The following is a 26,782-nucleotide window of genomic DNA, read 5'->3' as shown; positions in this document are numbered from 1 at the left end:
GACCAGATGCCAGCATACGGATATCATTAGCAATTTTCATTAATGACACAGCAATTTGTTTTAGCGCACCGTGGCTCTCTACAATAGCATCATGCGCGGCTAATGCCTCAAACTTGTTTTCGGCTGTGCGGAAAGGCAGGCCGGTAAACTGTGCGATATATTCGGCTACCTTAACATCATAACCTTGTGGCGTGTTAATGCCCGTACCAACGGCGGTGCCGCCAAGGGCCAGCTCTGAAAGGTGGTCTAATGTATTTCTTAACGCCTTTAAACCATGGTTCAATTGCGATGCATAGCCAGAAAACTCTTGCCCCAAGGTAAGCGGGGTGGCATCCATCAGGTGGGTACGGCCAATTTTTACCACGTTTTTAAATTCTTCAGTTTTGGCTTGCAGGGTATCGCGCAGTTTTTCAATACCCGGGATGGTAACATCATTCAGCATTTTATAAGCAGCAATGTGCATTGCCGTTGGATAGGTATCGTTTGATGATTGCGATTTATTTACATCATCATTAGGGTGTATAAACGTTTTGCCCTCGCCCAGCATATTGCCCGCGGCAACGTGTGCGCGGTTAGCAATTACCTCGTTTACGTTCATATTTGATTGCGTACCCGAGCCTGTTTGCCAGATAACCAACGGAAATTCGCTATCCAAAGCTCCGGCCAAAATCTCATCACAAACGGCGGCTATCTGGTCGCGTTTTTCAGCGGTTAATACCCCCAGATCAGTATTAGTGTAGGCTGCGGCTTTTTTCAGGTAGGCAAAGGCCGCAATGATCTCTTTAGGCATGGATGCCTCCGGACCAATTTTAAAGTTATTGCGCGAGCGTTCGGTTTGTGCGCCCCAGTATTTATCGGCAGGTACCTGTACCTCGCCCATGGTATCGTGTTCAATTCTGAAACTCATGGTAATATGTGTTTTTTAATAGCGGCAAATTTAGGGTTTTATGTGGTTAATGCCAGTTAGCCCTACAATTATTAAGTAAATATTTTATGGGTAACCAATGCCGCTTGCTAATGCAATAATGCCGTTTACTATTTGCCGGTTGCCCGCCTTTAGTTTTCATCACATATTTGATTAAATTTAAAAGCACATGAAAAAGTATTTATTCATTATCATTTGTTTAACTGTATTAATTCCTGGCAATATTGTTTTTGCCCAGTTCAGTAAACATTTGCCAGATGTTCAAAATACCATGTTTAATATGGCCTCCGATAAATGGCTTTATACAAGTGGCCGTGAATACATCCCCAATTTTGATCCCGATTTTGATGTGTGGGTAAAAGTGCGGTCCGTAAATAAAAGAGACTATATTTTAAGACCCTCGTTTAGTCAAAAAGACACCGTAAACTACGATTTGTATAATGTTCAAGAAATACAATTAGCATCAACAGCTATAACGCGCCAAAACGCAAGTAATTTTAAATATAATGTAAGGACCGATACTGGCGAAGAACTGGTGCCCTGGTCAACACCCACAGTTTTTAAAGCTGATAATACGCCCTATGCCTATCTGGGTAAATTTAATTGCCGGCATAAAACAATAATATTGACCATTGAAGAAGTAAAAAATGGGAAAAAACGATGGGCCGTGTATTCTTACAATGACGATAATAAGCGTGCCGCACGGATAACAAGAGTTATGGTAGAGTACCTCCCTGACAGTGCGAGTGTACCAGATTGGAAAAAGGGTTTCACTATATGGCCGGGCAACAACCTTAAGGGCATAATAATAGGAATAGGCCAACTTGACCAAATAACCCTGTACCATGTTTCTATCATTAGAAAATTTGATGGAAAAGAAGAAACTACGGCTATTGGAAATGGTTGGGAACACCAACTGCTTGCAATGGATGGATATATAATGCACATTAACAGTGCTTTTTTTAGCAAACCGGGAGAGTATACCTTGGTTATAAAGCCGGAAACGAATTTTGATTGGCCCGATACCCGGCTGCTAACAACAATAGGTCGAACCGCTGAAGTTCATTTTACAGTACTGCCAGGCCCAACCACTATACCGCTTAACACGGCTATTTTTATTATAGTTGCTATTTTAGTCGCCGCTCTTCGTCTATATTTTTACCTCCGCCGTAAACAAAAAATAGCAACGCAAGGTAAACAAATTGCAATGCTGCAACTGCAATCAGTGCGCTCACAGCTTAACCCGCATTTTATTTTTAATGCCCTTGCGGGGATACAAAACCTGATGAATAAAAACGAGGTAGAAAATGCCAATAAATATCTTACCCGTTTTGCCCGTTTAACCCGCAATGTTTTAGATGATGGGCAGAAAGAATTGACCAGCATAGAACATGAGATAAGTTTACTGACCGACTACCTGGAAATGGAGCAAATGCGCTTTGGGTTTAAGTTTAAGATTGACGTAGTTGAAGGTGTTGACCAACAAATTGAGATACCTGCCATGCTGCTACAGCCCTTTGTAGAGAATGCGGTTAAACATGGCATATCTGCCTTAAAAGGTGAGGGGTTAATAACTGTTAATATTAACAAAACCGACAACGATATCCTATTAAAAGTGACCGACAATGGCCCCGGGTTTAGTAAAACCCCAACCACCGGAATGGGTATTAAATTATGCGAAGAACGAATTAAGCTGTTTAACAGCATCTACAAAAATACCACTATCTTGCTGCATATAAACTCAACCTCAATAGGTACAATTATCACTATCGAACTAAAAAACTGGCTGTAAATAATGAAAGCGCTGATTGTTGACGACGAAACATCGAACCAGGAAAACCTGCAGCAATTGCTAAAGGTTTATGCGGACGATGTACAGGTATGCGCCGTTGCCGAAAGTGTTGATGATGCGTTGGTTGCTATAAAACGGCATCAGCCGCAGTTAGTGTTTTTGGATATTCAGTTACATACGCAAACCGGGTTTGACCTGCTGCAGCAATTGGGGGAGATAACCTTTGAGATCATTTTTATTACCGCATATAATCAATATGCCATACAGGCTATTAAATTTTCGGCGTTAGATTATTTGCTGAAACCTATTGATATTGATGAGTTAGTTGCTGCTATTGATAAGGCGCGCAGGTCAATCAACCAAAAACAAAAAAATGAGCGCCTGGGCTACCTTTGGAATATTTAAAAGACGAGAACAAAGCCACGCCACGCATAGCCCTGCCTATGCTGGGCGAAACCCGATATGTAAACATTGCCGACATTATACGCTGCCAGGCGGATAATACTTATACCTTGTTTGTTTTGGTAGGTGGCGAGCAGATATTGGTTTCAAAAACACTAAAGGAGTATGCCGATATGCTTACAGCACACCGCTTTTTACGGACCCACCAAACGCACCTGGTAAACATGGCCTACATTAAAAGCTGGCTGCGTGAGGATGGGGGCAGCCTGCTATTAACTGATCAAACTAAAATACCGATTTCAAAATTGAATAGGGAAAAGGTGAAAGGTGCGTTGGCGGGGGATTTTAAGATATGATCAGGTAGTGGATTCCCTTACTTAATCTCATCTATTTTTTTTATGGTATAGGTAACATTAAACCTTTTAGCATTTTCTTCAACTGTTAAATCAAACCCGGCTTTTTTGCGGCGGTCATTTACGGTTTCAGGGTCTTTTATCGGCCATACAAACATTTCAAATTTGCCATTCTTCATTTTTTGCGCCTGTATTTGTGTGCCATAAATTTGCTCTTTGTCCTGTTGCAATAAATTACGATCGAGCATTATGGCATAAAGGCGAAAGGGGAGTTCTTTGTTTTCTGCTGCCTTTTTAATTAATGGCAAATACTCGGCGATTTTAGCAGAATGCTGAATTACGTTCCATGCCGCCTCGTTTGTTGGCTCGCCAACTAACGTTGTGCCGGGATAACCGTATTGGGCGAATACCTTTTCAATGAATATCAAATTTAGTGTGTCTATGTGGCTTTGAAGCTTTTGATAACCTTCGGAAGGGACGCCCATGACTTTAACTATAGAATCCTTTTTCGCCGGATTATTCAACAAAGTCATAGCTTCTCGATATTTTTGGTCGAGCACAAACACGCTATCCATCTGCTTTTTTAAAGGGGTATTTAATTTTATTTGCCCTATCGCTGTAGAAGCCATAGAAAGCAGAAATACGATAATAAGGTTTTTCATGATTGATAAGGTTTATCAAATAACGCTAAAAGTTTCTTTCTGTTGTTTTTACCCAGGCATTCAATTCTGTCATTTGTTGGGAATTTTCCTGCTGCCATTTTTGGCTTGCTTCCTTATCACCACTTACACCAACCAATTGTGCAAATACGTGCATATATTTACTTTGCGCCAGTTTATAAAAAAAGTCAGCGTAATAGGTATCAAAAAAATCTTTCGCCTGCTTTTTGGCGGACAGTTGCCCGGCCATTATAAAAATACTTTTTAACTGATATTCTAATAACTCAGCAGGTGGCAATTTTTTTGTTTTGCCTGCGGCCATGATGGCAGCCAGGCCATTATTTAATGCAATGGTATTTTTATCAGTAGCAGGTAAGCCTTCACCCGGTTTTAGCGCACCGCCCTTTAAAATACTTTGTATGTTGGTATAAGCTTCACTTGCACGGGGGGCGTTAGGGTCCATTAATAAAAAGCTGCAAAACGCCAGCAATGCGTTTACCCGTTTATCCTGATGAAAAGTTACCAACCCATACAACCGCAGGCTGTTGGCATGTTTCGGGTCGAGTTTTATAGCCTCAATGGCACTTAACTCGGCATCGGTATATTTTTTCATGCGGAAATAGGCCAGTCCTAAATTAAACCGTAGGTTTTGGTAGGCAGGATCAAGCTGTATGCCTGCTTTATACGCTTCAATGGCCTTATCGGGCTGTAGCAATTTATCGTAAATGTTGCCCAACAGGTCATATGCCGCAGGTTTTATAGTACTACTGTTTTTAAGTATATTTTCCAGGTAAGGTATACCATCAGCAGCAGCATCTGATTGATATAAGCTAAGTGCCTTTTGGTAATTGGCATTATTATCTGTGGGGTCAATAACCTGCGCCTGTACTATGCCGTGCCCGGTTACCCATAAAAAAGCTGTGAATATTACAACACACTTTAGTTTCATACGTTAAAACTACAAATGTTTTTTGTGGCTGTTGAAAAATATATGCTTAAAGTTAATTTTATCCCGAACTATAATCTCTATTTTTCGTTGTCGTTTACGTACTAACTATTTTCTGATGAGATTACTGTATAACAGCGCTCTAACATTCGCTGCATCTATTCTTTTATTAGCCTCCTGTTCATCAAAACCCAATACCGATGCTAAAACCGGTCCCGCTGTTTGGGGCGATAAGCCTTTTGACGGGCAACCCTTTTTAAAATACGACCCCAAAAACGGCGACAAACGTATCGACGCTTTCATTAAAAATCTGCATAAAACGCGCGGTTTTAACGGTAATATATTGGTAGCCAAACACGGTAAAATAATTTACGAAAACGCCATTGGGTGGGCCGATTACCTGCGCCGTGACAGTCTGAAGATAAACTCGAAGTTTGAGTTGGCATCCATCTCAAAAACCATGACGGGTACCGCCATCCTGCAGCTTTGGGAACGCGGCAAACTCAAACTGGACCAGGACGTGCGCGATTTTTTCCCTGATTTTCCATACGAGGGAGTTACTATACGCTTGTTGCTTACCCACCGCTCGGGCATGATGAATTATGTTTATTTTACTGACGATATTTACCGTAAACAACATTTAAACCAACGCAAAGGCATTACCAATGCCGAAGAAATGGCGCTGATTGCCAAGTACAAGCCCGCCCGTTTTAATAAGCCCAACGTTAGGTTTTTATACAACAACTCTAACTTTATGGTATTAGGCTCCATTATTGAAAAGATAACAGGCATGCCGTATGCCGAATATATGAAGCAAAATGTTTTTATACCTGCTGGGATGAAAAATACCGCCGTATATTCAAAAGCCGTATATGATAAAATTCCGGTTGATGTGGTGGGACATGACAGGGGCACCTGGAAATATAGTGTAGCGCAAAACTTTTTGGATGGCCCTGTGGGCGATAAAGGCATTTACAGCACTGTAGGCGACCTGTTGATTTTTGACCGGGCCCTGCGCGCGGGCCGGTTACTTAAACAAGCCACTATGGATTCGGCTTACGTGCCGCGTAATCCCGCTGTACACGGTCATTTTAGTTATGGCTATGGTTGGCGCACATTTAATGCGCCGGGGCAGCAGGTAATTTATCATACTGGCTGGTGGCATGGTTTCAGGCATATTTATTTGCGGGATATGAAAAACGATATCACTATTGTTTTGTTAAGTAATTTAGTAAACGGCAGCTTGCTAAAACTGGATGACCTGTTTAATATTGTTGGCATGCCGGTAGTGCGTAAAAGTGCTTATAAAGGCAATGGCGATACCAGTGACGATTAATTGGGGGTGAGTGGTTGATTGGGTTAGATTAAGTTAAGTAGTTCATAACCATTCACTCAATCAACATAATCAACCAATAAACATTAAAGTTATGTTCGACAAATTATTAGAGGCACAGCAAAAGGCTGGCGAAGTAAAGAAAAGATTAGATGCCATAACCGTATCAGGATCAGTTGAAGGCGGGCAGATATTGGTTACGGCCAACGGCAATAAAGTTATACAGTCTATAAATATACAGGCTTCTTTTTTAGACGAAGCAGATAAAGATGAACTGGAAGAACTGTTGGTAACAGCCATTAACAAAGCCCTTGAACAAGCCGATAACGTGAGCCAAAGTGAGATGGCTGCCATGACCAAGGATATGCTTGGCGGATTTGGCGGATTGTTTGAAAAATGATAATGAGGTTGTTACTTCATTATTCGGTTTTCAAAATTCATTATTCGATATTATAAAACGACCATTATGAAAGCTACCTATTACGGCCAATCGAGCCTGGGTTTAGAAACCGAAGATGGGAAAACCTTGTTATTTGACCCCTTTATAACGCCAAATTCCTTGGCGAAGAATATTGATATAAGTAGCTTAAAGCCCGACTATATCCTGTTATCGCACGGGCATGGCGACCACATGGCCGATTTGATCACGATACAGAAAAATAGCGGTGCTAAGGTGATCTGTATTTTTGAAATTGCCGAATGGCTGGGAAAACAAGGCATTAATAATGTTCATGCTATGAATATTGGCGGCAGCTTCAATTTTGAATTTGGCCGGGTAAAAATGGTAAATGCCATACACTCCAGTACTATACCCGATGGCGCGTCAGGTGGCAACCCTGCCGGGTTTGTTATTCATGTTAATAATGGTAAAAAAATATACTTTTCGGGTACCGCGCTTACCTATGATATGAAATTGCTGGAAGATGAAAACCTGGATTGGGCCATACTACCCATTGGCGACAACTTTACCATGGGTGTTGATGACGCCATTAAAGCCACCGGGTTTATTAACTGTAAAAATGTGATAGGTGTACATTATGATACCTTCCCGGTTATAAACATCAATATAGACGAGGTTATGGAGAAATTTATAAAAGCGGGTATTAACATTCAATTACCCGCAATAGGCTCAAGCATTAACTTATAGATACGAGCTAATGATCCCGCTTACTGTTTTTTTGCAACGTTCACAATAACGTCTTTCCTCGTAATGGATTCAATAGGGTCGCCTATAGCTCGTTTGGTATTGGCTTTAAAATCAAACCCCAGTAATTTGGCTATGGTTTGTGCTATTTGCTTTTGATAAATAGTGGTTGATGTTCCCATTTCCCCCTCAGCCGGTGTGTCTGGCCCTATTACAGCCATCCAGGTTTGGATGGAATTTTTAATCAGGATGCTATGTTCGGTCCATGCCCATGGCGATGCATCTCCCCGGCCATGATCGCAGGTTATAATTAATGTTGTTTTATTTCTATAGGTTGAATCAGTTTGAATATACAGCCACAACTCTTTTATAAATCCGTCCTGCTGTCTCAGTTTATTTAAGTACGATTGGTAATTCCCCCTGTGCCCCATTTCATCGGTTTCATCAAAAGCAAAATACATTATCCGCGGCTTATATTGTTTCAAGTATGCCTTGCCTAACTCGTATGTCATGGTGTCTACCCTTGTTTCGCCAATGGGGTGCGGTATTGTATGTTGTAATTCATTTAAATATTTTATATGCCCATTGGCGTCTGTCTCTGCAACGTCAGTATAACCGGCATTTACTTTTAATCCTGATTGCTTTACATTAAATATGTAGGGAAAAAGTTCCCATGAAGCAAAAACGACTACTTCATTTTCAAAACCGGGCTGTTTGTTGATATATTCTAATACGCTCTTGTTAGTGTTATTTATCGGTGCGTTTCCCATTATTTTCCAATCCGGTGCACCGGTAAATATTTCATTGTAGCCCGGATAGGATGAACCAGCTTTATTGGCTACCTCGCTTTTATTGCCTATATCCCGGTTGCCGTAAAGTTGCCCCCCGCGCACCATGGTCGACCACATAAAAGGCATTAATAATTTACGGCGTTCTTCTACTGTTTCGGCCCAAAAGTTTTCCCTCACCTCTTCTTTATCCTTGGTGTATTTTGAATTAATTAAAGATGAGTCGGCTCCCCGGTAAATCTCCTGCCAACGCGAACCATCGAGGGTTACTATTATCACATTTTGAGTTTCACGAAATTGTGCGCTTACGCTGCCCCCAATTATCAGTATTAGAAATAACAGTGTGGCCTTTTTCATAACCGGTAGTTTTATTTCAAAAATAAAGCCCCGGTATTAACACAATCTTTAATAAACGTTAAGTATTAAATACTTAACTGTTAACAAAAAAAACGCCCACGACATTCGGGGGCATTTTTACTGAAAGGGTTTTTAAATTAGATAACCGTACCGTCGGGGATAATAGCACGTTTTTTAACCACCACAATACCGTCTTTAACAGTATGTGTTGCATACTCGCCATCCGCCAGTTTATCGCCGCAATTAATCAGTACATCGTTGCCGATATAGGTGTTTTTATCAATAATAGCGTTATTTATTATACACCTGTCGCCAATACCCATAATAGGCGTATTGTTTTGGTGCGATTCTTCTATCTGCTCCAAAGTTTGGTAGTTATCACTACCCATTATATAACAATTCTCAATGGTGGTATCAAAACCAATACGGCTACGTATACCTACTATTGAGCGTGATATTTTACTGGCATTTATAATGCAACCATCGGCAACAATGGTTTTTTCCATGTGTGTACCTGATACTTTTGACGGCGGCAGCATACGTGCCCGGGTAAATATATAGTTCTTATCAAAAAGATTAAACTGTGGTATGTCATCTGTAAGCCCCAAATTAGCATCAAAAAACGATTTAATAGTACCAATATCTGTCCAATAGCCTTCATATTGATAACTTATTACTTTGTGCTCGCCGATGGATTGCGGGATGATCTCTTTGCCAAAATCAGTACGCTCATTGCCCTGCAACAATTCGAATAATAGTTTCCTGTTAAATAGGTAAATACCCATTGACGCCAGGTAAATGCGTCCCTGTGCTTTCATTTCATCGCTCACGTCGGACACCAGCGAGTCAAAATCAGTTTTAGGTTTTTCAACAAATTTTGTAATAACGTTTTCGCTATTGGTTTTTAATATACCAAACCCGGGAACATCATTAACATGAACAGGTATTGTGGCTATTGATATTTCGGCCTTGGTCTCGATATGTTTGTTTATCATATCATCAAAATCCATTTGGTATAACTGATCGCCTGATAATATTAGCACATGATCAAATTCATGTACGGCCAAATGGTGCAGGCTTTGCCTAACCGCATCGGCCGTTCCTTGAAACCAGCCGCCGCTGGTTGGGGTTTGTTCTGCAGCCAAAATATCAACAAAAGCCTCACTAAAGCTGCTAAAATGGTAGGTGTTTTTAATATGTTTATTTAATGAGGCCGAGTTAAACTGAGTTAACACATAAATACGATTGATACCCGAATGTAAACAATTGGATATAGGTATATCAACTAAACGGTATTTACCCGCAATTGGCACTGCCGGTTTTGAACGTGTTGCCGTAAGCGGATGTAAACGGCTCCCCTGGCCCCCGCCAAGTACAATGCAAATTACATTTGATGTCATATTGTTGTGGGTTTTATACTTTTATAAAGTTCAATGTATTTTTTAGCGGACGCATCCCATGAAAAATCAAGGCCCATCATGCGTTTACGCAGGGTTTGTAGGGTAGCCGGTTCATTATAAACTGCAATTGCCCGGTTAATGGCCTGGCAAATATCAATTACCGTGGTATTATCAAACCGGATACCATAGCCGCCTTTATCGCCAAAATCAATTACCGTATCTTTTAATCCACCAGTGCTGCGCACCATTGGCATAGTGCCATAGCGCAGGGAATATAATTGGTTTAACCCACATGGCTCCACCCGCGATGGCATCAGCAAAAAGTCTGATCCGGCATACACCAAGTGCGCCAGTTCTTCATTATAACCTATATACACATTACATTGATCCGGGTATAATTCCTTTAGTTCCTGTAGGCTTTTTTCAATCTCAGTATCACCCGCTCCTAATATCAGGAAATTAATCTTGTCTGGATTATCTGTAATGCTTTTTTCTATGGCTTCGGGTATAATGTCGGCACCTTTCTCCAACACCAATCTGCCTATAAAAGAAACCAATGGCAATTTAACATCTAAATTAAACCGTTTGCAAAGCGCTTCTTTGTTTTTTAGTTTTCCCGTTGATGCTTTTGCCGCAGTATAATTTTCGGCTATCATTGGATCGGTTTTGGGGTTCCACACCTCGGTATCAATGCCATTGATGATACCCACGCCCTTGCCGCTTTCCAAATAAAACAAATACTCCAACCCGTTTGAGCTAATGGTTAATTCATGCAAGTAGCTTGGTGATACTGTAGTATATCTGGCGGCACACTTTACCGCGGCGGCCAACGGGTTTATGCCCCCGTTCCAATCCAGCAAACCTGTTTTGGTCAGGTCAATTTCAGGCAGGTAGGATAATTTATCCCAGCCAAAAGCGCCGTGATACTGCCCGTTATGTATGGTAAATACTGTTGGCGTATTAGCCAGCCGGGTGTATAATTTGGAATGGTACAATAAAAATGGCACCAGTCCCGAATGGTGGTCATGACAATGAATAATATCCGGCGATTGCTGCGAATAGCTTATCCAATCTAAAAAAGCCAGTTGGTAGGCAATAAATTGTTCGCGCTCGTCAGGGTAGCTGTACACATTTTCGCGGTCAACAAGCCCCGGTATTTTTACCAGGTATAGTTCAAAACCAAGCTTATTGGTTTTTTCTTTTAATATCTCAAAAAACAACCGCCTTGTACCTAACAAAGTTGCGCTTTGAAAAACGGTTTCAAACTCGTTTTCGCGCACAAATTTTCTATCGTAATAGGGCAAAACAACTGCTGCCTGTAAGCCTGCCTGGCATTGGTATTTAGGTAGCGCGCCTACCACATCAGCCAGCCCGCCAACCTTGGCCACGGGGTAACATTCTGCACTTAGATGATATATTCTCATTGGCGTTATATAGCGTTGTTAAGGTACTAAACATTTATTTAAATGCACAAGTACATCATTTAAAAAATGTTTTTGGAAGCGCCGAATTGCTTTTGGATAGTTACTCCAGCGCCTTTTCTATTTTTTCTACCGAGAGGTCAATGCCGTTTATAATATGAGCGGCTTGCATATAAAATCCCTCACGCTCGGCCAGCTTTTCGGTTATAAAAGCTACTAACTCGTCGCCATGCTTGCCGCGAAGCACAGGACGTTCGGTTTTGGCATTTTCCAATCGTTCAGCCAATGTTTTGGGGCTTAGTTTAATATACAAAGTTTTACCGTTGGCGTTCATCCATTGCAGGTTATTAAAAAAACAAGGCAATCCGCCACCTGTTGATATGACGGTATTTTCCGGGTACTCCGTATCTTTTAAAATAGATGATTCCAGTTTACGGAAGGCCTCTTCACCGTGCGCTGCAAAATATTCGGCAATAGTCATACCTACCTTGTCCTGTAAAACGTGGTCAAGGTCAATAAAGTCATAACCAAGGTGCGCTGCCAATTTTTTGCTCCAGGTGGTTTTGCCACATCCCATAAAACCTATTAAAAATATTTTCATAACAACATTAGCTGAGTTTTACCCGTGGGTCGACCCAAACATAAATAACATCCGTTAAAATATTGATCACCACAAAAATAAAAGCGATAAATAAAATAGAACCCATAATTACCGGGAAGTCTGACATCTCCAGCGCATTTACCGTAGCCTTACCCAAGCCATTGTAGCCAAATACATATTCTACAAAAAATGATCCCGCCATTAACGATGCAAACCAATTGGCTATGGCCGTAATAACCGGGTTAAGCGCGTTTTTTAACGCGTGGCGATAAATGATAGCATTATTGCTCAACCCTTTTGCTTTAGCTGTGCGTATATAGTCCTGCCCCAAAACATCTAACATGGCATTACGGGTAAGTTGTACAATTATAGCCAGTGGCCGCAGGCCCAACGTTATCATGGGGAGTATTAAGTTTTTCCAGGTCATAACCTCGCCCTTAAAGGGATCGTAACTATATAAACTGCCAGACATGTTTAACCCGGTATAATCGCTCCATAAAAAGCCAAACAACCATGCTATAATAATGCCCGCAAAAAATGACGGGGCAGATATCCCTAATGTTGAAAAAGCTACAGCCGCCTTATCTATCCAGGTGTTTTGGTTAACGGCACTTATCACCCCTAAAAAAACGCCGATAATGATAGCGAATATCATAGCGGTTAAGGCAAGTATTAAGGTGTTGGGCACCACTTCCATCAGCATACTCCTAACATCTTTACTGGTTTGGTAGGAACGGCGCAGGTATGGCCATTTAAGTGCTATAACTTTTTGCTTTGAGATATTAAATAAACGTACGTAACCGTAACGCTCCTGTTCGGCAGCCGTGTTTAAATGTATACCAATTGGCGAAAGATCATTAATATAATAAGCAAACTGTACGGATACGGGTTTATCAAGACCAAACTCTTTGCGTACGGCTTGTAAGGATTGTACATCGGCGCGTTGGCCCTGTGTCATCCGGGCCGGATCTACGGGTAAAATGTTAAATAGAAAAAACACCACAACTACCACGCCCAGCATTACTGCAAGCCCGTAAAGTATTTTGCGCAGCAGGTAATTAATCATTGTTTCAGTAAATATTCTTTTTCCAACACATCATACTTGGGTATGGAATGGTAGTGCCATTTATTAATAATCGTGCCATTTTTCATAAGCAGTATCCCCGGGTTGGCCCTTACCATGCTTTTTAACGGCACACCATCGGCATAAAATATCTCGCTTATTAAATGATGCTCTTTGCTAAAGGCTTGCGCATCGGCAGGAGAGTTTGACGTTAAAAAAATGGTGCGAATATTATAGTTCTGCGTCATATTAGCCGCAATAGCATTTAATCGGTTAATGGCATCGCTATTGGTATTTTTTAAATTATAGGCTACTATTACCAGTTCATAGTATGGGTTTGATAAAAGCTCCTGTGTATAATTATTACCTTGCGCATCCTGTATATTCAGGTCGGTTATTTTGGGGGTAAAGCCCTTTTTTACCAGGCGGCTTTCCGGGTCGCCAATAATAGTCCAGTTATTATCTTTCCATATACCTGTTTTTAGGTACTCTTTATCGGTCATTACTTTGGTATCGCCCGTCTTTTTATTTTTTAGGTGATAGGTCAGTTCAAACTCGTCAGGTTGCGCGTCCGGTGGGGTTTTCATTTCTTCCAAGATATTTGCCCCTACTTTATACGGCAAAAAATCAATTACCGGCAAAAAATTATACGTGTAAAACCCGCAGGCAAAACCCACCACCACCGAAGCAATTAATAGCTTATCGCCTATTTTGGCATTAAATAATGGTTTTATGACATTTCGGTTAATAAACAACACTATTATTAACAGCAGCAATACCATGTCCTTACTAAAAGATTGCCATGGGGTTAGCGGAATAGCATCGCCAAAGCAGCCGCAAGATTGCACTACTTTAAAATACGCGGAGTAGAAGGTTAAAAACGTGAAAAATATAATCAGCAGCAACAAACCCATGCCTACCTGTTTAGTACGCACGCCAATCAAGAGGGCAAAACCTAAAATAATTTCGAGCGCGCAAAGTATGATGGCAATACTTACTGCAAAGCCGTTTAAAAATGTGATATGGAATACCTCAAAATACTCTTCCAGTTTATAGGAGAAGCCCAGCGGGTCATTAATTTTAATAAGCCCCGAAAATATAAACAGCAACCCCACAGCCAAACGGCAAAACCATATCAACCCGTTTTTCATTTAACCCCTAATTTAATTAACGCGAATACAGCATAGTTTAACATATCCTGGTAATTAGCTTTTATCCCTTCGGATGCCAGGGTTTGACCCTTGTTATCCTCAATTTGTTTTACCCTCAATATTTTCATCAATATCAGGTCAGTTAAAGAGCTAATGCGCATATCGCGCCAGGCCTCGCCATAGTCGTGATTTTTGGCAAACATCAGGTCCTTGGTTTCCGTAACCCTGTCGTCAAATAGTTTGCTTACATGATCGGGGGCAAGCTCAACGGGGGAACCGGGCTCGCAATCCAATTGCATCATGGCTATAACGCAGTAATTTACAATACCTATATATTCGCCGGTAATATCTTCGCCAACTTTCGATATCTTCTTTTCTTCTAACGTACGGATGCGCTGCGCTTTAATAAATAGCTGATCGGTTATTGATTCGGGGCGCAATATGCGCCAGGCTGTTCCATAATCGTAGGTCTTTTTCATGAAAAGACCCTTGCAAACATTAATTACCGCTTCGTATTCTGCTGATGTGTTGTTCAATATATTATAAAGTTGAAGATGTTGTAGTGGTTTTAAAAGTTGAAAATGTGTAGTGGTTGTAGTTGTTTTAAAAGTTGATTAGTTTTAACCTTTGCAACCCTTTTAACCTTTCATCAACCTTTACAACCTTTTTAACTCTTTCAACCCTTAAATAACCAATGGCTAAATATACAGTTTTTAATAAAAAGGTTACGCTCAATGCGGGTGGCAAATTGATAGATCTGTCTACCCCAAAAGTGATGGGGATAATTAATTTAACACCCGATTCTTTTTATGCAGACAGCCGCAAACCGTTGGTTGAGGGTGCCGTGCAGCAAGCGGGTAAAATGCTGGTGGAAGGCGCTGCGCTTTTGGACCTGGGCGCTTACTCATCGCGCCCGGGTGCGGATGATATTTCGGTACAGGAAGAGATGGACAGATTACTTCCTGTTGTAGAGGCTGTTATTGCCGCCTACCCAGATGCCATTTTATCTGTAGATACTTTTCGTGCCGCCGTTGCAGAAGCCGCTATTAAAACAGGTGCGCATTTTATTAATGATATATCAGGCGGGCAGTTGGATGCAGCTATGTTTGCTACCATTGCCCGGTTACAGGTGCCTTACATTTTAATGCACATGAAAGGCAACCCGCAAACCATGCAGCAACTGGCCACTTATGACGATATATTTAGCGAGGTTTATGATTATTTTACGGACAGGTATCATCAACTAAAACAACTGGGTGTTAATGATGTGATCATTGATCCCGGATTCGGTTTTGCCAAAAAGCCCGAACAGGGTTATAGGCTAATGAGCCGCCTGCAGGAATTTAACCAGCTGGCCCTGCCCATATTGGTAGGCATATCCCGCAAAAAAATGATACACGGATTATTAAATATTACTGCCGACGAAGCTTTAAACGGCACTACCGCATTAAATACTATTGCACTTACCAAAGGCGCCAATATATTACGGGTTCATGATGTTAAAGAAGCGGTTGAGGCGGTGAGGATATTTGAGGCCTGTCAGACATCTGTCTAACTTAAACCTGGGGTGTTCGGAGTGTTCCAAGCGTTCGGGGCGTTCGTCACTCGCTAAATGGAACACCTACATTAATTAAACAGGTTGGGTTATTAAACCCATCATCTTCAAAATACTATCCACATACTCGCGGTTATTGGCCAGGCGCGGTACTTTGTGCTGGCCACCAATTTTTCCCCTCTCTTTCATCCAGTTAAAAAAGGTGCCTTTGGGAGCTACCCTAATTTGAGGGCGGCGCAGGGCCATATCTTTAAAACGCTTGGCATCATAGTCGGAGTTTACACGGCGCAGGGTTTCATCCAACAAATCAACAAACCTGTCAAACTCAGCAGGTTTTTTTTCAAACTCAATTATCCATTCATGCGCGCCGCAGTCGTTACCTTTAAAGTATATTGGAGCGGCTGTGTAGTCGCGTATAATGGCTCCGGTTTGCTGGCAGGCTTCGTCCAATGCCCGCTCGGCATTGTCTATGATCAATTCCTCGCCAAAGGCGTTAATAAAATGCTTGGTGCGCCCCGTAATTTGAATACGATAAGGCGATAGCGAAGTAAAACGTACCGTATCGCCAATTAAATAGCGCCATAAACCTGCGTTGGTACTGATGATAAGTGCGTAATTTTTTTCCAGTTCTACCTGGTCCAGGTCCAACGTTTCAGGATTCTCATCATGCAAGTGCTCAAATGGTAAAAACTCATAAAACACCCCATAATCCAACATCAGCAGCATGTCACCCGAATCATCCAGGTCCTGTATCCCGAAAAACCCTTCGGATGCATTGTAGGTTTCCAGGTAGTACATGTTTTCATTGGGGATGAGCTTTTTAAATTGCTCGCGATAAGGTGTAAAGTTTACCGCACCATGAAAATAAAGTTCCAAATTGGGCCAAACTTCAAGCAGGTTATTTTTACCTGTTATTTCCAGTATCCGCTTAAATAACAGCAGGTTCCAGGTGGGCACACCGCTAAGGCTGGTTACATTAACATCCTTGGTGGCCATGGCCATTTTTTCTATCTTCTCTTCAAAATTCTCCAGCAGGGCAATATCCAGGTGCGGCGTTCGGTGAAACTCGGCCCATAATGGTAGGTTTTTCATCAATACCGCCGAGAGATCGCCGAAAGAAGTATCACCGCTTAATTGACTGATTTGCGCGCTGCCGCCCAGCGTTAATATTTTACCGGTAAACATGCGGGCATTAGGGCGGTTATTAAAATAGATGGTGAGTAGGTCCTTGCCGCCTTTAAAGTGGCATTCCTCTAAAGATTCTTCGCTAACCGGTATAAATTTGCTCCGGTCGCTTGTTGTACCCGACGATTTGGCAAACCATCGTATCTCTGACGGCCAGAGCACGTTTTTTTCACCCTTCAACATCCGCTCAATATAGGGTTTCAGCGTATCGTACGTTTGTATAGGCACCCGTTCCTTAAACTGTTGCGGGGTACTTATACTTTTATAATCATACTTGCGGCCCCATTCTGTTTCTTCGGCTGATGTTAATAGTTGCTCAAACCACTCGCGTTGTACCTCGTTGGGGTATTTCATAAAAAGCTCTATCTGGTGGATGCGCTTTTTCATGAACCAGGTAAAAACGGAGTTAAATATCGTCATGGGCGATAAGGTTTATTGAGCAAAGGTTTTTCTTTTTAAAACGAAGTTGGCACCCAGGTAAACCTTGCGCACCATTTCGTTTTCGGCCAATAATTCGGGCACGCCCGACTCTAATATCTTACCCTCAAAAAGCAGGTAGGCCCTGTCTGTAATTGATAGCGTTTCCTGCACATTATGGTCGGTGATCAGAATACCAATATTGCGATGTTTTAATTTGGCTACCATGGCCTGTATTTCCTCTACCGCAATAGGGTCAACCCCGGCAAAAGGTTCATCCAATAATATAAAATTAGGCTCGGCTGCAAGCGCTCTTGCTATTTCGGTACGCCTGCGCTCACCGCCAGATAGCAGATCGCCACGATTTCGGCGCACTTTGTGCAAGCTAAACTCATCAATTAACGATTCCAGCTTTTCTTCTTGTTGCTCTTTAGACATTTTGCCCATTTCCAGCACCGCCTTAATATTATCTTCGACAGATAACTTTCTGAAAACCGAAGCTTCCTGCGCCAAATAACCAATACCTTTTTGTGCACGGCGGTACATAGGGTCGCCGGTTATATTCTCATCCTCTAAAAATATAGTACCTTCATTGGGTTTTATCAGACCCACTATCATGTAAAATGAAGTAGTTTTACCCGCGCCATTTGGCCCTAAAAGCCCCACAATTTCGCCCTGCGACACGTTAAACGACACGTCGTTTACAACCGCGCGCTGCTTATATTTTTTTACTAAATTCTCTGCTCGTAGTATCATTTATAATTATTGAATTATTGAGTTAATGAATTATTGATTGGCCTAATCTCTAATTACCAACCATTAATCACTAAAACGAATTCCTTTTATATTTAATTGGATAGTTCTTCTCTCTTTCCAGATATTTTCTTCAATAGTATAACAAATATCAAAAGGCACATCCTTTTTTATTTGCTCCAGATAATCGCCGTGGTTAAATGCTATACAATCAAATGCCGGTGTGCCGGGTTGCATTACTGCCATTTTAAGATGCTTGCTTCCGGCTAACCCAGCGTTACCACTAACATACACATTTTTAGTGATGAAAACCGGCAACATATTTTCAGGCCCGAATGGTGCAAACTGGTTCAATATCCTAAAAAATTTCGGCTCTATCTGGTTTAACGAAATTTCGGCATCAATAGGTATCTGCTGTATCAACTGCTCATCAGTAATACTGGCGCTTACCACTTCTTCAAATTTATCAATAAAAGCCGGCACATTTTCCGGGTGCATAGTTAAGCCAGCGGCGTACTTATGCCCGCCAAACTGTATCAACAAGTCGCTACATCCGCATAAAGCTTCGTATAAATCATATCCTAAAACCGACCGTGCGCTACCTGCCACGTGCCCGTTTGAGCGGGTAAGTACAATTGTAGGACGGTAATATTTTTCGGTAAGGCGTGAAGCAACAATACCAATTACACCTTTATGCCAGTTTTCATTATATACCACAGTTGATTTTCGGTTCATCAATACCGAGTCGCCATCTATTATACTAAGCGCCTCATCGGTTATTTGCAGGTCATGGCCCTTGCGTTCGGTATTTTTTAAGTTGATAAGTTCGCCCTTTATGGTAGCGTCATCTTCTGTTTGGGCTATCAGCAACTCAACCGCGTGTTTGGCATCATCAATACGCCCTGCTGCATTAATGCGCGGGCCCAACAGAAACACAATATCAGATATGGTAAAATTACCTGACCGGCCGGCAACATCCATCAATTTCTTAATGCCAATGCAAGGGTTGGTATTAATTTTTTGCAGGCCGAAATACGCCAGTGTGCGGTTTTCGCCCGTAATAGGTACTATGTCGCAGGCTATACTTACAGCTACCAGATCAAAATAGCAGCTTACCTCTTCAAATGGGATCTCGTTTTTTTCGGCATAGGCCTGTACCAGTTTAAACCCAATACCACAACCCGACAACTCTTTATAAGGATAATCACAGTCTGCCCGTTTGGGGTCAAGTACAGCTATGGCGTTAGGGATTGAATCTCCGGGGGTATGGTGATCGCAAATAATAAAATCGATGTTTTTGGTATTGGCGTAAGCAATTTTATCAACTGATTTTATACCACAGTCTAAGGCTATTATTAAACCAAAACCATGTTGCGCGGCGTAGTCAATTCCCTGCGTGGATATGCCATAACCCTCGGTATATCTATCGGGTATATAATACTCAATATTTGTGCAATGGTTTTTAAAAAAGCTGTACACCAGGGCAACGGCGGTTGTACCATCTACATCATAATCGCCATATATTAATATTTTTTCGCCGCTATTTATAGCCTGTTCAATTCGCAATATGGCTTTTTCCATATCTTGCATTAAAAATGGATCGTGCAGGTGGCGGTGGTCGGGTCTAAAAAAATAGCGGGCCTCTTCGTAGGTGCTAATGCCCTGACGAACCAGCAATGTGCTTAAAACGGTGTCAATATTAAGTATGCCGGCTAAGTTATTTACCGTATTTGCATCCGGCATTTCCTTTATCGCCCACCGTTTATTCATATCTTTGTTGCTTAAAACAGTAAATATAATTATTGGGTTACTATAACAGCTACTTTTACTGTCAAAAAAACTAATATTATTCTGATGGAAATTTTTGCTTTGGGCGAGGGCTCTTATTCGGTTGACAGTTCAAAGAAATTCATCCCTTTTGACCCTCAAACAGATAATGCCAAGGACAGACCCGGCTCCTTATTTATCCATGTTAATCCGTTTTTAGTTAAAACGGTTACTGACCTTATTTTATTTGATACCGGGCTTGGTTATAAAGATACCCGCGATGAATTATACCTGCACCAGCATATACGCAATGCCGGTTTTGAGCCGGATGAGGTAACTTTAGTATTGATGTCGCACCTGCATTATGACCACTCGGCCGGGTTGGTGGTTGAACGTAATGGCAAACTTGAGCCGAGTTTTCCAAATGCCACACATGTAATACAGCAAAAAGAGTGGGAGTTTGCCCTTACCGGCAAATCATCATCCTATCATATTGAAATATTTGAAGCATTAAAAAACACGGTTAAGTTGGACCTGGTTGATGGATCGGGTACTTATAAGGAAGGAATAAAGTATGAATTATCGGGCGGTCACTGCCCGTATCATCAAGTTTTTTGGATAGAAGACGGGCTTGATAAATGCTTTTTTGGCGGCGATGAACTACCTGAGCCTGAACAACTGATACGTAAGTTTGTTGCTAAATATGATTATGATGGACGCCGGGCGATGCAATTGCGGGAAGAGTATGGAAAAAAAGCTGCGCACGAAGGCTGGACCATATTATTTTACCACGCCAAATCAATAATGGCAGGTAAAGTAACCTATGCGGATGAGCATTTTAGCGTTAGCCCTAATTAAAGCGTAGGGCCGGTGCCTTCCAGCATTTCCCTTATCTTTTCAACGCTTAGCGGTTTAGATATAAAGTTTTTAACCAGCGGGTAAGAGCGGGCCTTACTGATATCATTACTAAATACCGATGATGAGATAATAAATATTTTGCTTTTGCCCGATGGGTCAATATTTAAGTTTTTGTATTCTTCTAAAAACTCCCACCCATTCATAATGGGCATATTTATATCCAGCAAAATAAAATCAGGTAGTTTCTCCGGATTGCTTTTTTGTGTTTCGGTCAACTCTTCAATTGCAAGTTTGCCGTTTAAACAGGCTGATATTTCTGCGTCGGCAAGTGCCTTTTTAATTAACTTAATCGAAATAAAGTTATTTATCTCATCATCGTCAATTAATAAAATATGTACGGGGCGTGTTTCTGTATTCATATTTTGCTTTCTACGCAATTTGATGCTAAAGGTTACTTCTAAAAGTTGTAAACCATTAAGTGTTTAATGAATATAAATGTAACAAGTTTTTATTATAACTCATAATCATGCTCAATTTTACAAATTCTTACCTTGTATTTTGCATACCATTTTTCACGACCATACTTCTGCGCCAGCATGTGCTGTGTGTTTGCTTTCCAGTTTTTTATGGATTCCGGGCTTTGCCAGTACGATACTGTTATTCCAATTTTATTGCGTGCCGACTCTACTCCTAAAAAGCCTTCTTGAGTTGCTGCTAGTCTAAACATTTCCCCGGCCATGTCATCATAGTCGTCATTAACGCCCGTACGTATTGATGTAAAAATAACAGCATAATAGGGTGGTTGCGGGGTGTTAGCTATCATTGTTATATAAGGACAAACCTAAGTTATTCTCATCACAAGGGTTTTGCAATAATTGTATTCAGATTGTTACATAGTTATTGCCCGGTAGTTGCCAACTGCCTTAAATACATTTGTATCGTGTTTTCAAGACCATAATATAACGCGTCGCTTATTAACGCATGGCCAATACTTACTTCCTGCAAGCCGGGTACGTTTTCGGCAAAGTATTTAAGGTTGTGCAAATCAAGGTCATGCCCTGCATTTAAACCCAGGCCGGCGCTTTGGGCAACTTCGGCAGCTTGTATGTAAGGCGCAATAGCTAATTCTTTACCCTGGTGGTAATGATGTGCGTATGCTTCGGTATATAGTTCAACCCTGTCTGTTCCGGTAGTGGCTGCTGCTTCAACCATTTTTGGAATAGGGTCAACAAAAATTGATACCCGTATTCCGGCATTTTTAAATATAGCTATCATGTCTTTTAAATACGCCTGGTTGCTTATAGTATCCCAACCGTGGTTGGACGTAATTTGACCTAATACATCTGGTACCAGGGTTACTTGCGCGGGTTTGTTGGCTAATACAAGGTCAATAAATTTTTGCTCCTGGCAATTCCCCTCAATGTTAAACTCTGTGGTTATTGCTTTTTTTAAATCAAAAACATCATTATAGCGTATATGCCTTTCATCCGGGCGCGGGTGCACGGTAATACCCTGCGCGCCAAAACGCTCGCAGTCTAACGCTACTTGCACCAGGTTGGGGTTATTACCACCGCGCGAGTTACGCAAGGTGGCTATTTTATTGATGTTTACTGACAGGCGTACCATAGGTTAACGTTTAATGTATAGCAAAATTAAAAAACTAATACGGTAACAAGCAGATAATTGTAATTTGCAATAAATGCCCGATATACAATTCAATAAAACCCGCATAGCGCCAACGCCAAGTGGCTTTTTACATTTGGGCAATGCCTTATCATTTTTAATAACTGCAAGTCTTGCAAAAAAAACCGGGGCGCAGCTATTACTACGCATTGATGACATGGATAAGCAGCGGGTAAATGAAGCCTATTTACAGGACATTTTTGATACGCTCGCGTTTTTACAAATAAATTGGGATGAGGGGCCCCGAAATGTAAGTGATATAAAAACACAGTGGTCGCAATTACACAGGCTTGGTATTTACCATGGTATGCTGGAGGAACTCAAACAAAAAAATGCTGTTTATGCCTGTCAATGTTCGCGTACACAAATAATAAACTGTAAATGCGATAAGTTGGAACTGCCGCTTGATATACCAAATGTTAGCTGGCGATTGCGTACTAAAAATGAAAAGCCAATCCATATAAAAACCTTAGAAAATGGTATAATTAAAACCACCTTGCCTGAGGATATGAATGATTTTATAGTTCGGAAAAAAGATGGCTATCCGGCCTATCAATTAACCTCCGTTGCTGATGATATACATTTTGGGGTTGACCTGGTAGTGCGGGGCGAGGATTTGTGGCGCTCAACCATTGCACAACATTACCTGGCAGATGTATTGGAGAGCGAGGGGTTTAAAAATATCACCTTTCATTATCATGGGCTTATAATGGGCGGGGGTGAAAAAAAGCTTTCCAAATCGGCAGGGGATACTTCAATTAAATATTTGAGGGAGCAGGGCGGGACGCTTAGCGATGTTTTAAAAAATACTTCCATCGATGAATACCTCGTTTAAACACAAAAAGGGCCCGATATTTCTATCAGGTCCTTTTGAATTTTTAATTTTGACTTTTTACTTAGTAACGGTAATACTCCGGTTTAAACGGACCATCAACAGTTACACCAATGTATTCAGCCTGATCTTTATCAAGTACCTCAAGCTCCACACCAATTTTAGCCAGGTGCAAACGGGCAACTTTTTCGTCAAGATGTTTAGGCAGGGTGTAAACTTTGTTTTCGTATGCACCAGCATTTGTCCAAAGTTCTAACTGAGCCAAAGTTTGGTTAGTGAATGAGTTACTCATTACAAAACTTGGGTGGCCTGTAGCACAACCCAAATTAACCAAACGGCCTTCGGCTAAAACAATAACGTCTTTACCGTCAATGGTATATTTATCAACCTGTGGTTTAATTTCAACTTTGCTGCTGCCATAAGCACCGTTTAACCAGGCCATGTCAATCTCATTATCAAAGTGACCGATGTTACAAACAATAGCTTTGTCTTTTAATGCGCGGAAATGTTTTTCGCGTACTATGTTTTTATTGCCTGTAGCGGTAACCACTATATCAGCCTCGGCAATAGCGGTTGAAAGTTTTTTAACTTCAAAACCTTCCATTGCGGCTTGTAAAGCGCAAATAGGGTCAATTTCGGTTACTATAACACGTACGCCAGCATTACGCAATGAATCGGCAGAACCTTTACCTACGTCACCATAACCACAAACAACACCAACTTTACCGGCCATCATTACGTCTGTAGCACGACGAATAGCGTCAACCAATGATTCGCGGCAACCATATTTGTTATCAAATTTTGATTTGGTAACTGAGTCGTTAATGTTTATAGCAGGAATTGGCAGCGTGCCGGCTTTCATGCGTTCATATAAACGATGTACACCTGTGGTTGTTTCTTCTGATAAACCTTTAATGTTTGCAATTAATTCCGGGTATTTATCAAATACCATATTAGTTAAATCGCCGCCATCATCCAATATCATGTTTAACGGTTTGCGATCTTCGCCAAAAAATAAAGTTTGTTCAATGCACCAGTCAAAATCAACTTCATTTAAACCTTTCCAGGCATAAACAGATACACCGGCGGCAGCAATAGCAGCAGCGGCATGATCCTGAGTTGAAAATATATTACATGATGACCATGTAACCTCGGCCCCTAAATGAATCAATGTTTCAATTAAAACAGCGGTTTGGATGGTCATGTGCAGGCAGCCTGCAATGCGTGCGCCTTTTAATGGCTGCGACGGGCCATACTCGGCGCGTAAGGCCATTAATCCGGGCATTTCTGCTTCGGCCAATTCAATTTCTTTGCGACCCCATCCGGCCAGCGAAATATCTTTTACTTTGTACTTAATGTAAGCGGTCTCTACTGATGACATAGTGTTTGTTTTTTTTTGAAATGCAAATTTAACTTAAAACCTTGTCAAAATGAAATTATAGTTATGTAATGACAACAATAACTATTTATGTTCCTGATACATGGAGAGCGTACCGTTGTAAACAGCCCCGGTTTCAACTAATAAGGCAGCTGTTTTAATTTCGCCGTTAATTTGGCCTGTACTTTTAATTTCCAGTGATTGTACATTAATATTGCCGTTAACCTGGCCGTGTACCACCATATCTTTGGTAACTATATTTCCATTTATAATTCCCTTTTCGCCCAATATTAACCCTTCGGTAACTGATACGTCTCCGGTAATTTGTCCGTCTAAACGTGCAACTGCGGGAGCTTTTATATTACCTTCAATAACTGTTCCTTCGGCAATAAAGGTGGATATCGCTTGCATATCGAGTGAAACTTTTTGCTTTTTTGAAAACACACCCATAATTGATAAGGCTAGTTAACCTGTTAATTGTTAAGGGTTAAAAACTTGACCGGATTTACAGGCTTGCCATTTTTACGTACTTCGTAATGCAAATGGTTTCCTGTTGAGTGACCTGTTGAACCAACCTGGCCAATATTTTGGCCTACTGAAACCTCCTGGCCCACTTTGACGGAAATTTTTGACAAATGCCCGTACACGGTTTCGAAATCATTGGCATGTTTAATACGTATACAATTGCCATATCCGCCAGACCACCCCGCAAAAACAACTTTACCGTTTGCGGTACACTTAACAGCATCGCCACGTTGCCCCTGAAAATCAATGCCGGGATGGAATTCGGCCCGTTCTGATGCAAAAGGGTCGCTCCTATAGCCGAAGAACGAGGTTAATGAAGTTGTGCGAGGATAACCCATAGGAGTAAACGCTACTGTATTGACTAAGTGCGTTAAGTAATCGTCGTAGGCCATATAAACCTCCTTGTCTGAAAGTTTGGCTCCTTCGGCATCATTATCCCCTCCAACAGCTTTGGTAGAAAATCCTTTCAGACCGCGTTTTTTTAAATAATCGTTTATTTTTTTAAGCTTCGCTTCAATAGCTTGTATATAGCTTTGAGCCGATGGTTTGCCATTTGCATTTAATACGGCTGGCGGTATCTGGCCTTTTAGTTTAACTATTTGCGCTACCAGCTGCTGCTTTTCAACATCCTGTTGCTTATTCCTGTTTTGTAAAAGTGCTATAACCCCAGCTAATGACAATATAACTAATACAATACTAAAAACATAGTGTTTAAGCCTGCTTATATGTTTGGTTTTTATTTGTAATGTTTTTGTAGCCTGATTATTTTTACTTAAAATAACTATTGTACTAACATCTTTAAGTTTTGGCTTCATAAACAACGATAATTCCCTTGGGGTTTGCAATTTATAAACTCCTGTTTATAAAACCATATTAAATTTAAAAAAAGTTGCCTCACGCCAAACAATAACTTATCTGGTTTGTATCGTCAGCTAAATGTTATTATTCTGATTTATAACTAATAGCTCTTCTAGTTTTGTTATTTTTGTGAACGTTTTTAAAATAGATATACTATGTACCCTGAATATTTAGTTGCCCCCATGCGGGAAGAGTTGACCAAAGTTGGTTTTGAAGAGTTAAAGGATGCGGACGCCGTAAAAAGCGCTATTGAGAGCGAAGGCACCGTATTTGTTATGGTAAATTCTGTTTGCGGCTGCGCAGCAGCAAATGCGCGTCCGGCGGCACGAATGGCTGCCCAAAACCAAAAACACCCTGATAAAATGGTTACTGTTTTTGCGGGTATGGAAAAAGACGCGGTTGATAAAGCACGTAATTATATGCTGCCTTACCCCCCGTCGTCACCATCAATGGCATTATTTAAAGATGGCAAACTGGTTCATATTATTGAGCGCCACCAAATTGAAGGGCGGCCTGCACAGATGATTGCTGATAACCTGATCGGTGCTTTTGAGCAATATTGCTAAAGAATTTTTATACCTATAGTAAAAACCCGGCTTGTATTGCGAACCGGGTTTTCTGTTTTACAGAAAACCC

The 26,782-nt window shown here is 41.2% G+C and carries 29 protein-coding genes; 10 read left to right on the top strand and 19 right to left on the bottom strand.

Annotation, left to right across the window (positions count from 1 at the left end; translation table 11 throughout):
- On the bottom strand, positions 1-907 hold a 907-nt coding region (locus ABI367_RS14285), incomplete at its 3' end, for a class II fumarate hydratase (RefSeq protein WP_462230027.1).
- Positions 908-1,094: 187 nt separating this feature from the next.
- On the opposite strand from ABI367_RS14285, the gene ABI367_RS14280 reads away from it, so the two are divergent.
- Genes ABI367_RS14280 through ABI367_RS14270 form a run of 3 tightly spaced genes read left to right on the top strand, consistent with a single transcriptional unit; the run spans position 1,095 to position 3,475 of the window.
- The gene (locus tag ABI367_RS14280) at positions 1,095-2,717 is read left to right on the top strand and encodes a sensor histidine kinase (RefSeq protein ID WP_462230025.1); all 1,623 of its coding nucleotides are present in this window, start codon (positions 1,095-1,097) and stop codon (positions 2,715-2,717) included.
- Between the two features lie 3 nt (positions 2,718-2,720).
- Positions 2,721-3,122 carry a LytR/AlgR family response regulator transcription factor gene (locus tag ABI367_RS14275; RefSeq protein WP_462230023.1) on the top strand — a complete coding sequence of 134 codons (402 nt, stop codon included), beginning with the start codon at positions 2,721-2,723 and terminating at the stop codon, positions 3,120-3,122.
- The gene (locus tag ABI367_RS14270) at positions 3,110-3,475 is read left to right on the top strand and encodes a LytR/AlgR family response regulator transcription factor (RefSeq protein WP_462230021.1); all 366 of its coding nucleotides are present in this window, start codon (positions 3,110-3,112) and stop codon (positions 3,473-3,475) included. Before ABI367_RS14275 ends, ABI367_RS14270 begins: the two co-directional genes overlap by 13 nt.
- A gap of 17 nt (positions 3,476-3,492) precedes the next feature.
- Here the strand turns inward: ABI367_RS14270 and ABI367_RS14265 are convergent, their stop codons facing one another.
- Both ABI367_RS14265 and ABI367_RS14260 read right to left on the bottom strand, forming a co-directional pair.
- The gene (locus ABI367_RS14265; protein WP_462230019.1) at positions 3,493-4,134 is read right to left on the bottom strand and encodes a DUF6624 domain-containing protein; all 642 of its coding nucleotides are present in this window, start codon (positions 4,132-4,134) and stop codon (positions 3,493-3,495) included.
- A gap of 25 nt (positions 4,135-4,159) precedes the next feature.
- Entirely contained in the window at positions 4,160-5,080 is a 921-nt protein-coding gene (locus tag ABI367_RS14260) for a tetratricopeptide repeat protein (RefSeq protein WP_462230017.1), read from the bottom strand.
- 115 nt (positions 5,081-5,195) lie between these two features.
- Between ABI367_RS14260 and ABI367_RS14255 the strand changes: the two genes are divergently transcribed.
- From ABI367_RS14255 to ABI367_RS14245, 3 genes are all read left to right on the top strand, one after another.
- Positions 5,196-6,413: a serine hydrolase domain-containing protein gene (locus tag ABI367_RS14255; protein WP_462230015.1), complete on the top strand. Its 1,218-nt coding sequence runs from the start codon at positions 5,196-5,198 to the stop codon at positions 6,411-6,413.
- 91 nt (positions 6,414-6,504) lie between these two features.
- A complete protein-coding gene (locus ABI367_RS14250; RefSeq protein WP_462230013.1) occupies positions 6,505-6,810 on the top strand; it encodes a YbaB/EbfC family nucleoid-associated protein in 306 nt (101 codons plus the stop codon).
- A gap of 66 nt (positions 6,811-6,876) precedes the next feature.
- Positions 6,877-7,557, top strand: coding sequence for a metal-dependent hydrolase (locus tag ABI367_RS14245; protein ID WP_462230011.1), 681 nt, complete (start codon positions 6,877-6,879; stop codon positions 7,555-7,557).
- Between the two features lie 20 nt (positions 7,558-7,577).
- On the opposite strand, the gene ABI367_RS14240 is transcribed toward ABI367_RS14245, so the two are convergent.
- From ABI367_RS14240 to ABI367_RS14210, 7 genes are all read right to left on the bottom strand, one after another.
- The gene (locus ABI367_RS14240) at positions 7,578-8,699 is read right to left on the bottom strand and encodes an alkaline phosphatase family protein (RefSeq protein ID WP_462230009.1); all 1,122 of its coding nucleotides are present in this window, start codon (positions 8,697-8,699) and stop codon (positions 7,578-7,580) included.
- 137 nt (positions 8,700-8,836) lie between these two features.
- A complete protein-coding gene (locus ABI367_RS14235) occupies positions 8,837-10,099 on the bottom strand; it encodes a glucose-1-phosphate adenylyltransferase (RefSeq protein ID WP_462230007.1) in 1,263 nt (420 codons plus the stop codon).
- Entirely contained in the window at positions 10,096-11,523 is a 1,428-nt protein-coding gene (locus ABI367_RS14230; RefSeq protein ID WP_462230005.1) for a glycogen synthase, read from the bottom strand. The genes ABI367_RS14235 and ABI367_RS14230 overlap by 4 nt, the downstream gene beginning before the upstream one ends.
- A gap of 100 nt (positions 11,524-11,623) precedes the next feature.
- Positions 11,624-12,121 (bottom strand): shikimate kinase, encoded by a 498-nt coding sequence (locus ABI367_RS14225; protein WP_462230003.1) that lies wholly within the window; start codon positions 12,119-12,121, stop codon positions 11,624-11,626.
- A gap of 7 nt (positions 12,122-12,128) precedes the next feature.
- The gene (locus tag ABI367_RS14220; RefSeq protein ID WP_462230001.1) at positions 12,129-13,187 is read right to left on the bottom strand and encodes an ABC transporter permease; all 1,059 of its coding nucleotides are present in this window, start codon (positions 13,185-13,187) and stop codon (positions 12,129-12,131) included.
- Positions 13,184-14,335, bottom strand: a complete 1,152-nt coding sequence (locus tag ABI367_RS14215; RefSeq protein WP_462229999.1) for a BT_3928 family protein — start codon at positions 14,333-14,335, stop codon at positions 13,184-13,186. Before ABI367_RS14215 ends, ABI367_RS14220 begins: the two co-directional genes overlap by 4 nt.
- Positions 14,332-14,814 (bottom strand): DUF1599 domain-containing protein, encoded by a 483-nt coding sequence (locus ABI367_RS14210; RefSeq protein WP_462229997.1) that lies wholly within the window; start codon positions 14,812-14,814, stop codon positions 14,332-14,334. Before ABI367_RS14210 ends, ABI367_RS14215 begins: the two co-directional genes overlap by 4 nt.
- 215 nt (positions 14,815-15,029) lie before the next feature.
- Here ABI367_RS14210 and folP point away from each other — a divergent pair, with 215 nt between their 5' ends.
- Positions 15,030-15,890 (top strand): dihydropteroate synthase, encoded by an 861-nt coding sequence (gene folP / locus ABI367_RS14205; RefSeq protein WP_462229995.1) that lies wholly within the window; start codon positions 15,030-15,032, stop codon positions 15,888-15,890.
- A gap of 75 nt (positions 15,891-15,965) precedes the next feature.
- Here folP and ABI367_RS14200 read toward each other — a convergent pair whose 3' ends face one another.
- The 3 genes from ABI367_RS14200 to recJ form a co-directional block, all read right to left on the bottom strand.
- Complete coding sequence (locus ABI367_RS14200) at positions 15,966-17,495, bottom strand: GH3 auxin-responsive promoter family protein (protein WP_462229993.1); 1,530 nt, start codon at positions 17,493-17,495, stop codon at positions 15,966-15,968.
- Between the two features lie 12 nt (positions 17,496-17,507).
- Complete coding sequence (gene lptB / locus ABI367_RS14195; protein WP_462229991.1) at positions 17,508-18,248, bottom strand: LPS export ABC transporter ATP-binding protein; 741 nt, start codon at positions 18,246-18,248, stop codon at positions 17,508-17,510.
- Between the two features lie 63 nt (positions 18,249-18,311).
- Positions 18,312-20,015 carry a single-stranded-DNA-specific exonuclease RecJ gene (recJ, locus tag ABI367_RS14190; protein ID WP_462229989.1) on the bottom strand — a complete coding sequence of 568 codons (1,704 nt, stop codon included), beginning with the start codon at positions 20,013-20,015 and terminating at the stop codon, positions 18,312-18,314.
- A gap of 84 nt (positions 20,016-20,099) precedes the next feature.
- On the opposite strand from recJ, the gene ABI367_RS14185 reads away from it, so the two are divergent.
- On the top strand, positions 20,100-20,870 hold the full coding sequence (locus ABI367_RS14185; RefSeq protein WP_462229987.1) for an MBL fold metallo-hydrolase: 771 nt from the start codon (positions 20,100-20,102) through the stop codon (positions 20,868-20,870).
- On the opposite strand, the gene ABI367_RS14180 is transcribed toward ABI367_RS14185, so the two are convergent.
- From ABI367_RS14180 to ABI367_RS14170, 3 genes are all read right to left on the bottom strand, one after another.
- Positions 20,867-21,289 carry a response regulator gene (locus ABI367_RS14180; RefSeq protein WP_462229985.1) on the bottom strand — a complete coding sequence of 141 codons (423 nt, stop codon included), beginning with the start codon at positions 21,287-21,289 and terminating at the stop codon, positions 20,867-20,869. The two genes, ABI367_RS14185 and ABI367_RS14180, sit on opposite strands and share 4 nt — an antisense overlap.
- Positions 21,290-21,381: 92 nt before the next feature.
- Positions 21,382-21,693, bottom strand: a complete 312-nt coding sequence (locus ABI367_RS14175; protein WP_462229983.1) for an antibiotic biosynthesis monooxygenase family protein — start codon at positions 21,691-21,693, stop codon at positions 21,382-21,384.
- Positions 21,694-21,767: 74 nt separating this feature from the next.
- A complete protein-coding gene (locus ABI367_RS14170) occupies positions 21,768-22,496 on the bottom strand; it encodes a pyridoxine 5'-phosphate synthase (protein WP_462229981.1) in 729 nt (242 codons plus the stop codon).
- Positions 22,497-22,569: 73 nt separating this feature from the next.
- Between ABI367_RS14170 and ABI367_RS14165 the strand changes: the two genes are divergently transcribed.
- On the top strand, positions 22,570-23,388 hold the full coding sequence (locus ABI367_RS14165; protein ID WP_462229979.1) for a glutamate--tRNA ligase family protein: 819 nt from the start codon (positions 22,570-22,572) through the stop codon (positions 23,386-23,388).
- Between the two features lie 61 nt (positions 23,389-23,449).
- On the opposite strand, the gene ahcY is transcribed toward ABI367_RS14165, so the two are convergent.
- The 3 genes from ahcY to ABI367_RS14150 form a co-directional block, all read right to left on the bottom strand.
- Positions 23,450-24,766: an adenosylhomocysteinase gene (gene ahcY / locus ABI367_RS14160; protein ID WP_462229977.1), complete on the bottom strand. Its 1,317-nt coding sequence runs from the start codon at positions 24,764-24,766 to the stop codon at positions 23,450-23,452.
- 81 nt (positions 24,767-24,847) lie between these two features.
- The gene (locus ABI367_RS14155) at positions 24,848-25,174 is read right to left on the bottom strand and encodes a bactofilin family protein (RefSeq protein ID WP_462258094.1); all 327 of its coding nucleotides are present in this window, start codon (positions 25,172-25,174) and stop codon (positions 24,848-24,850) included.
- 62 nt (positions 25,175-25,236) lie between these two features.
- Complete coding sequence (locus tag ABI367_RS14150) at positions 25,237-26,103, bottom strand: peptidoglycan DD-metalloendopeptidase family protein (RefSeq protein WP_462229973.1); 867 nt, start codon at positions 26,101-26,103, stop codon at positions 25,237-25,239.
- 198 nt (positions 26,104-26,301) lie between these two features.
- Here ABI367_RS14150 and ABI367_RS14145 point away from each other — a divergent pair, with 198 nt between their 5' ends.
- Positions 26,302-26,712: a BrxA/BrxB family bacilliredoxin gene (locus tag ABI367_RS14145; RefSeq protein WP_462229971.1), complete on the top strand. Its 411-nt coding sequence runs from the start codon at positions 26,302-26,304 to the stop codon at positions 26,710-26,712.
- Positions 26,713-26,782 lie beyond the last annotated feature (70 nt).

Origin of the sequence: Mucilaginibacter sp. (genome assembly GCF_039935595.1) — a bacterium.
Lineage (GTDB): Bacteria > Bacteroidota > Bacteroidia > Sphingobacteriales > Sphingobacteriaceae > Mucilaginibacter.
Note: the sequence above shows the minus strand (reverse complement) of the source record. Positions and strands in the feature narration are given on the sequence as shown.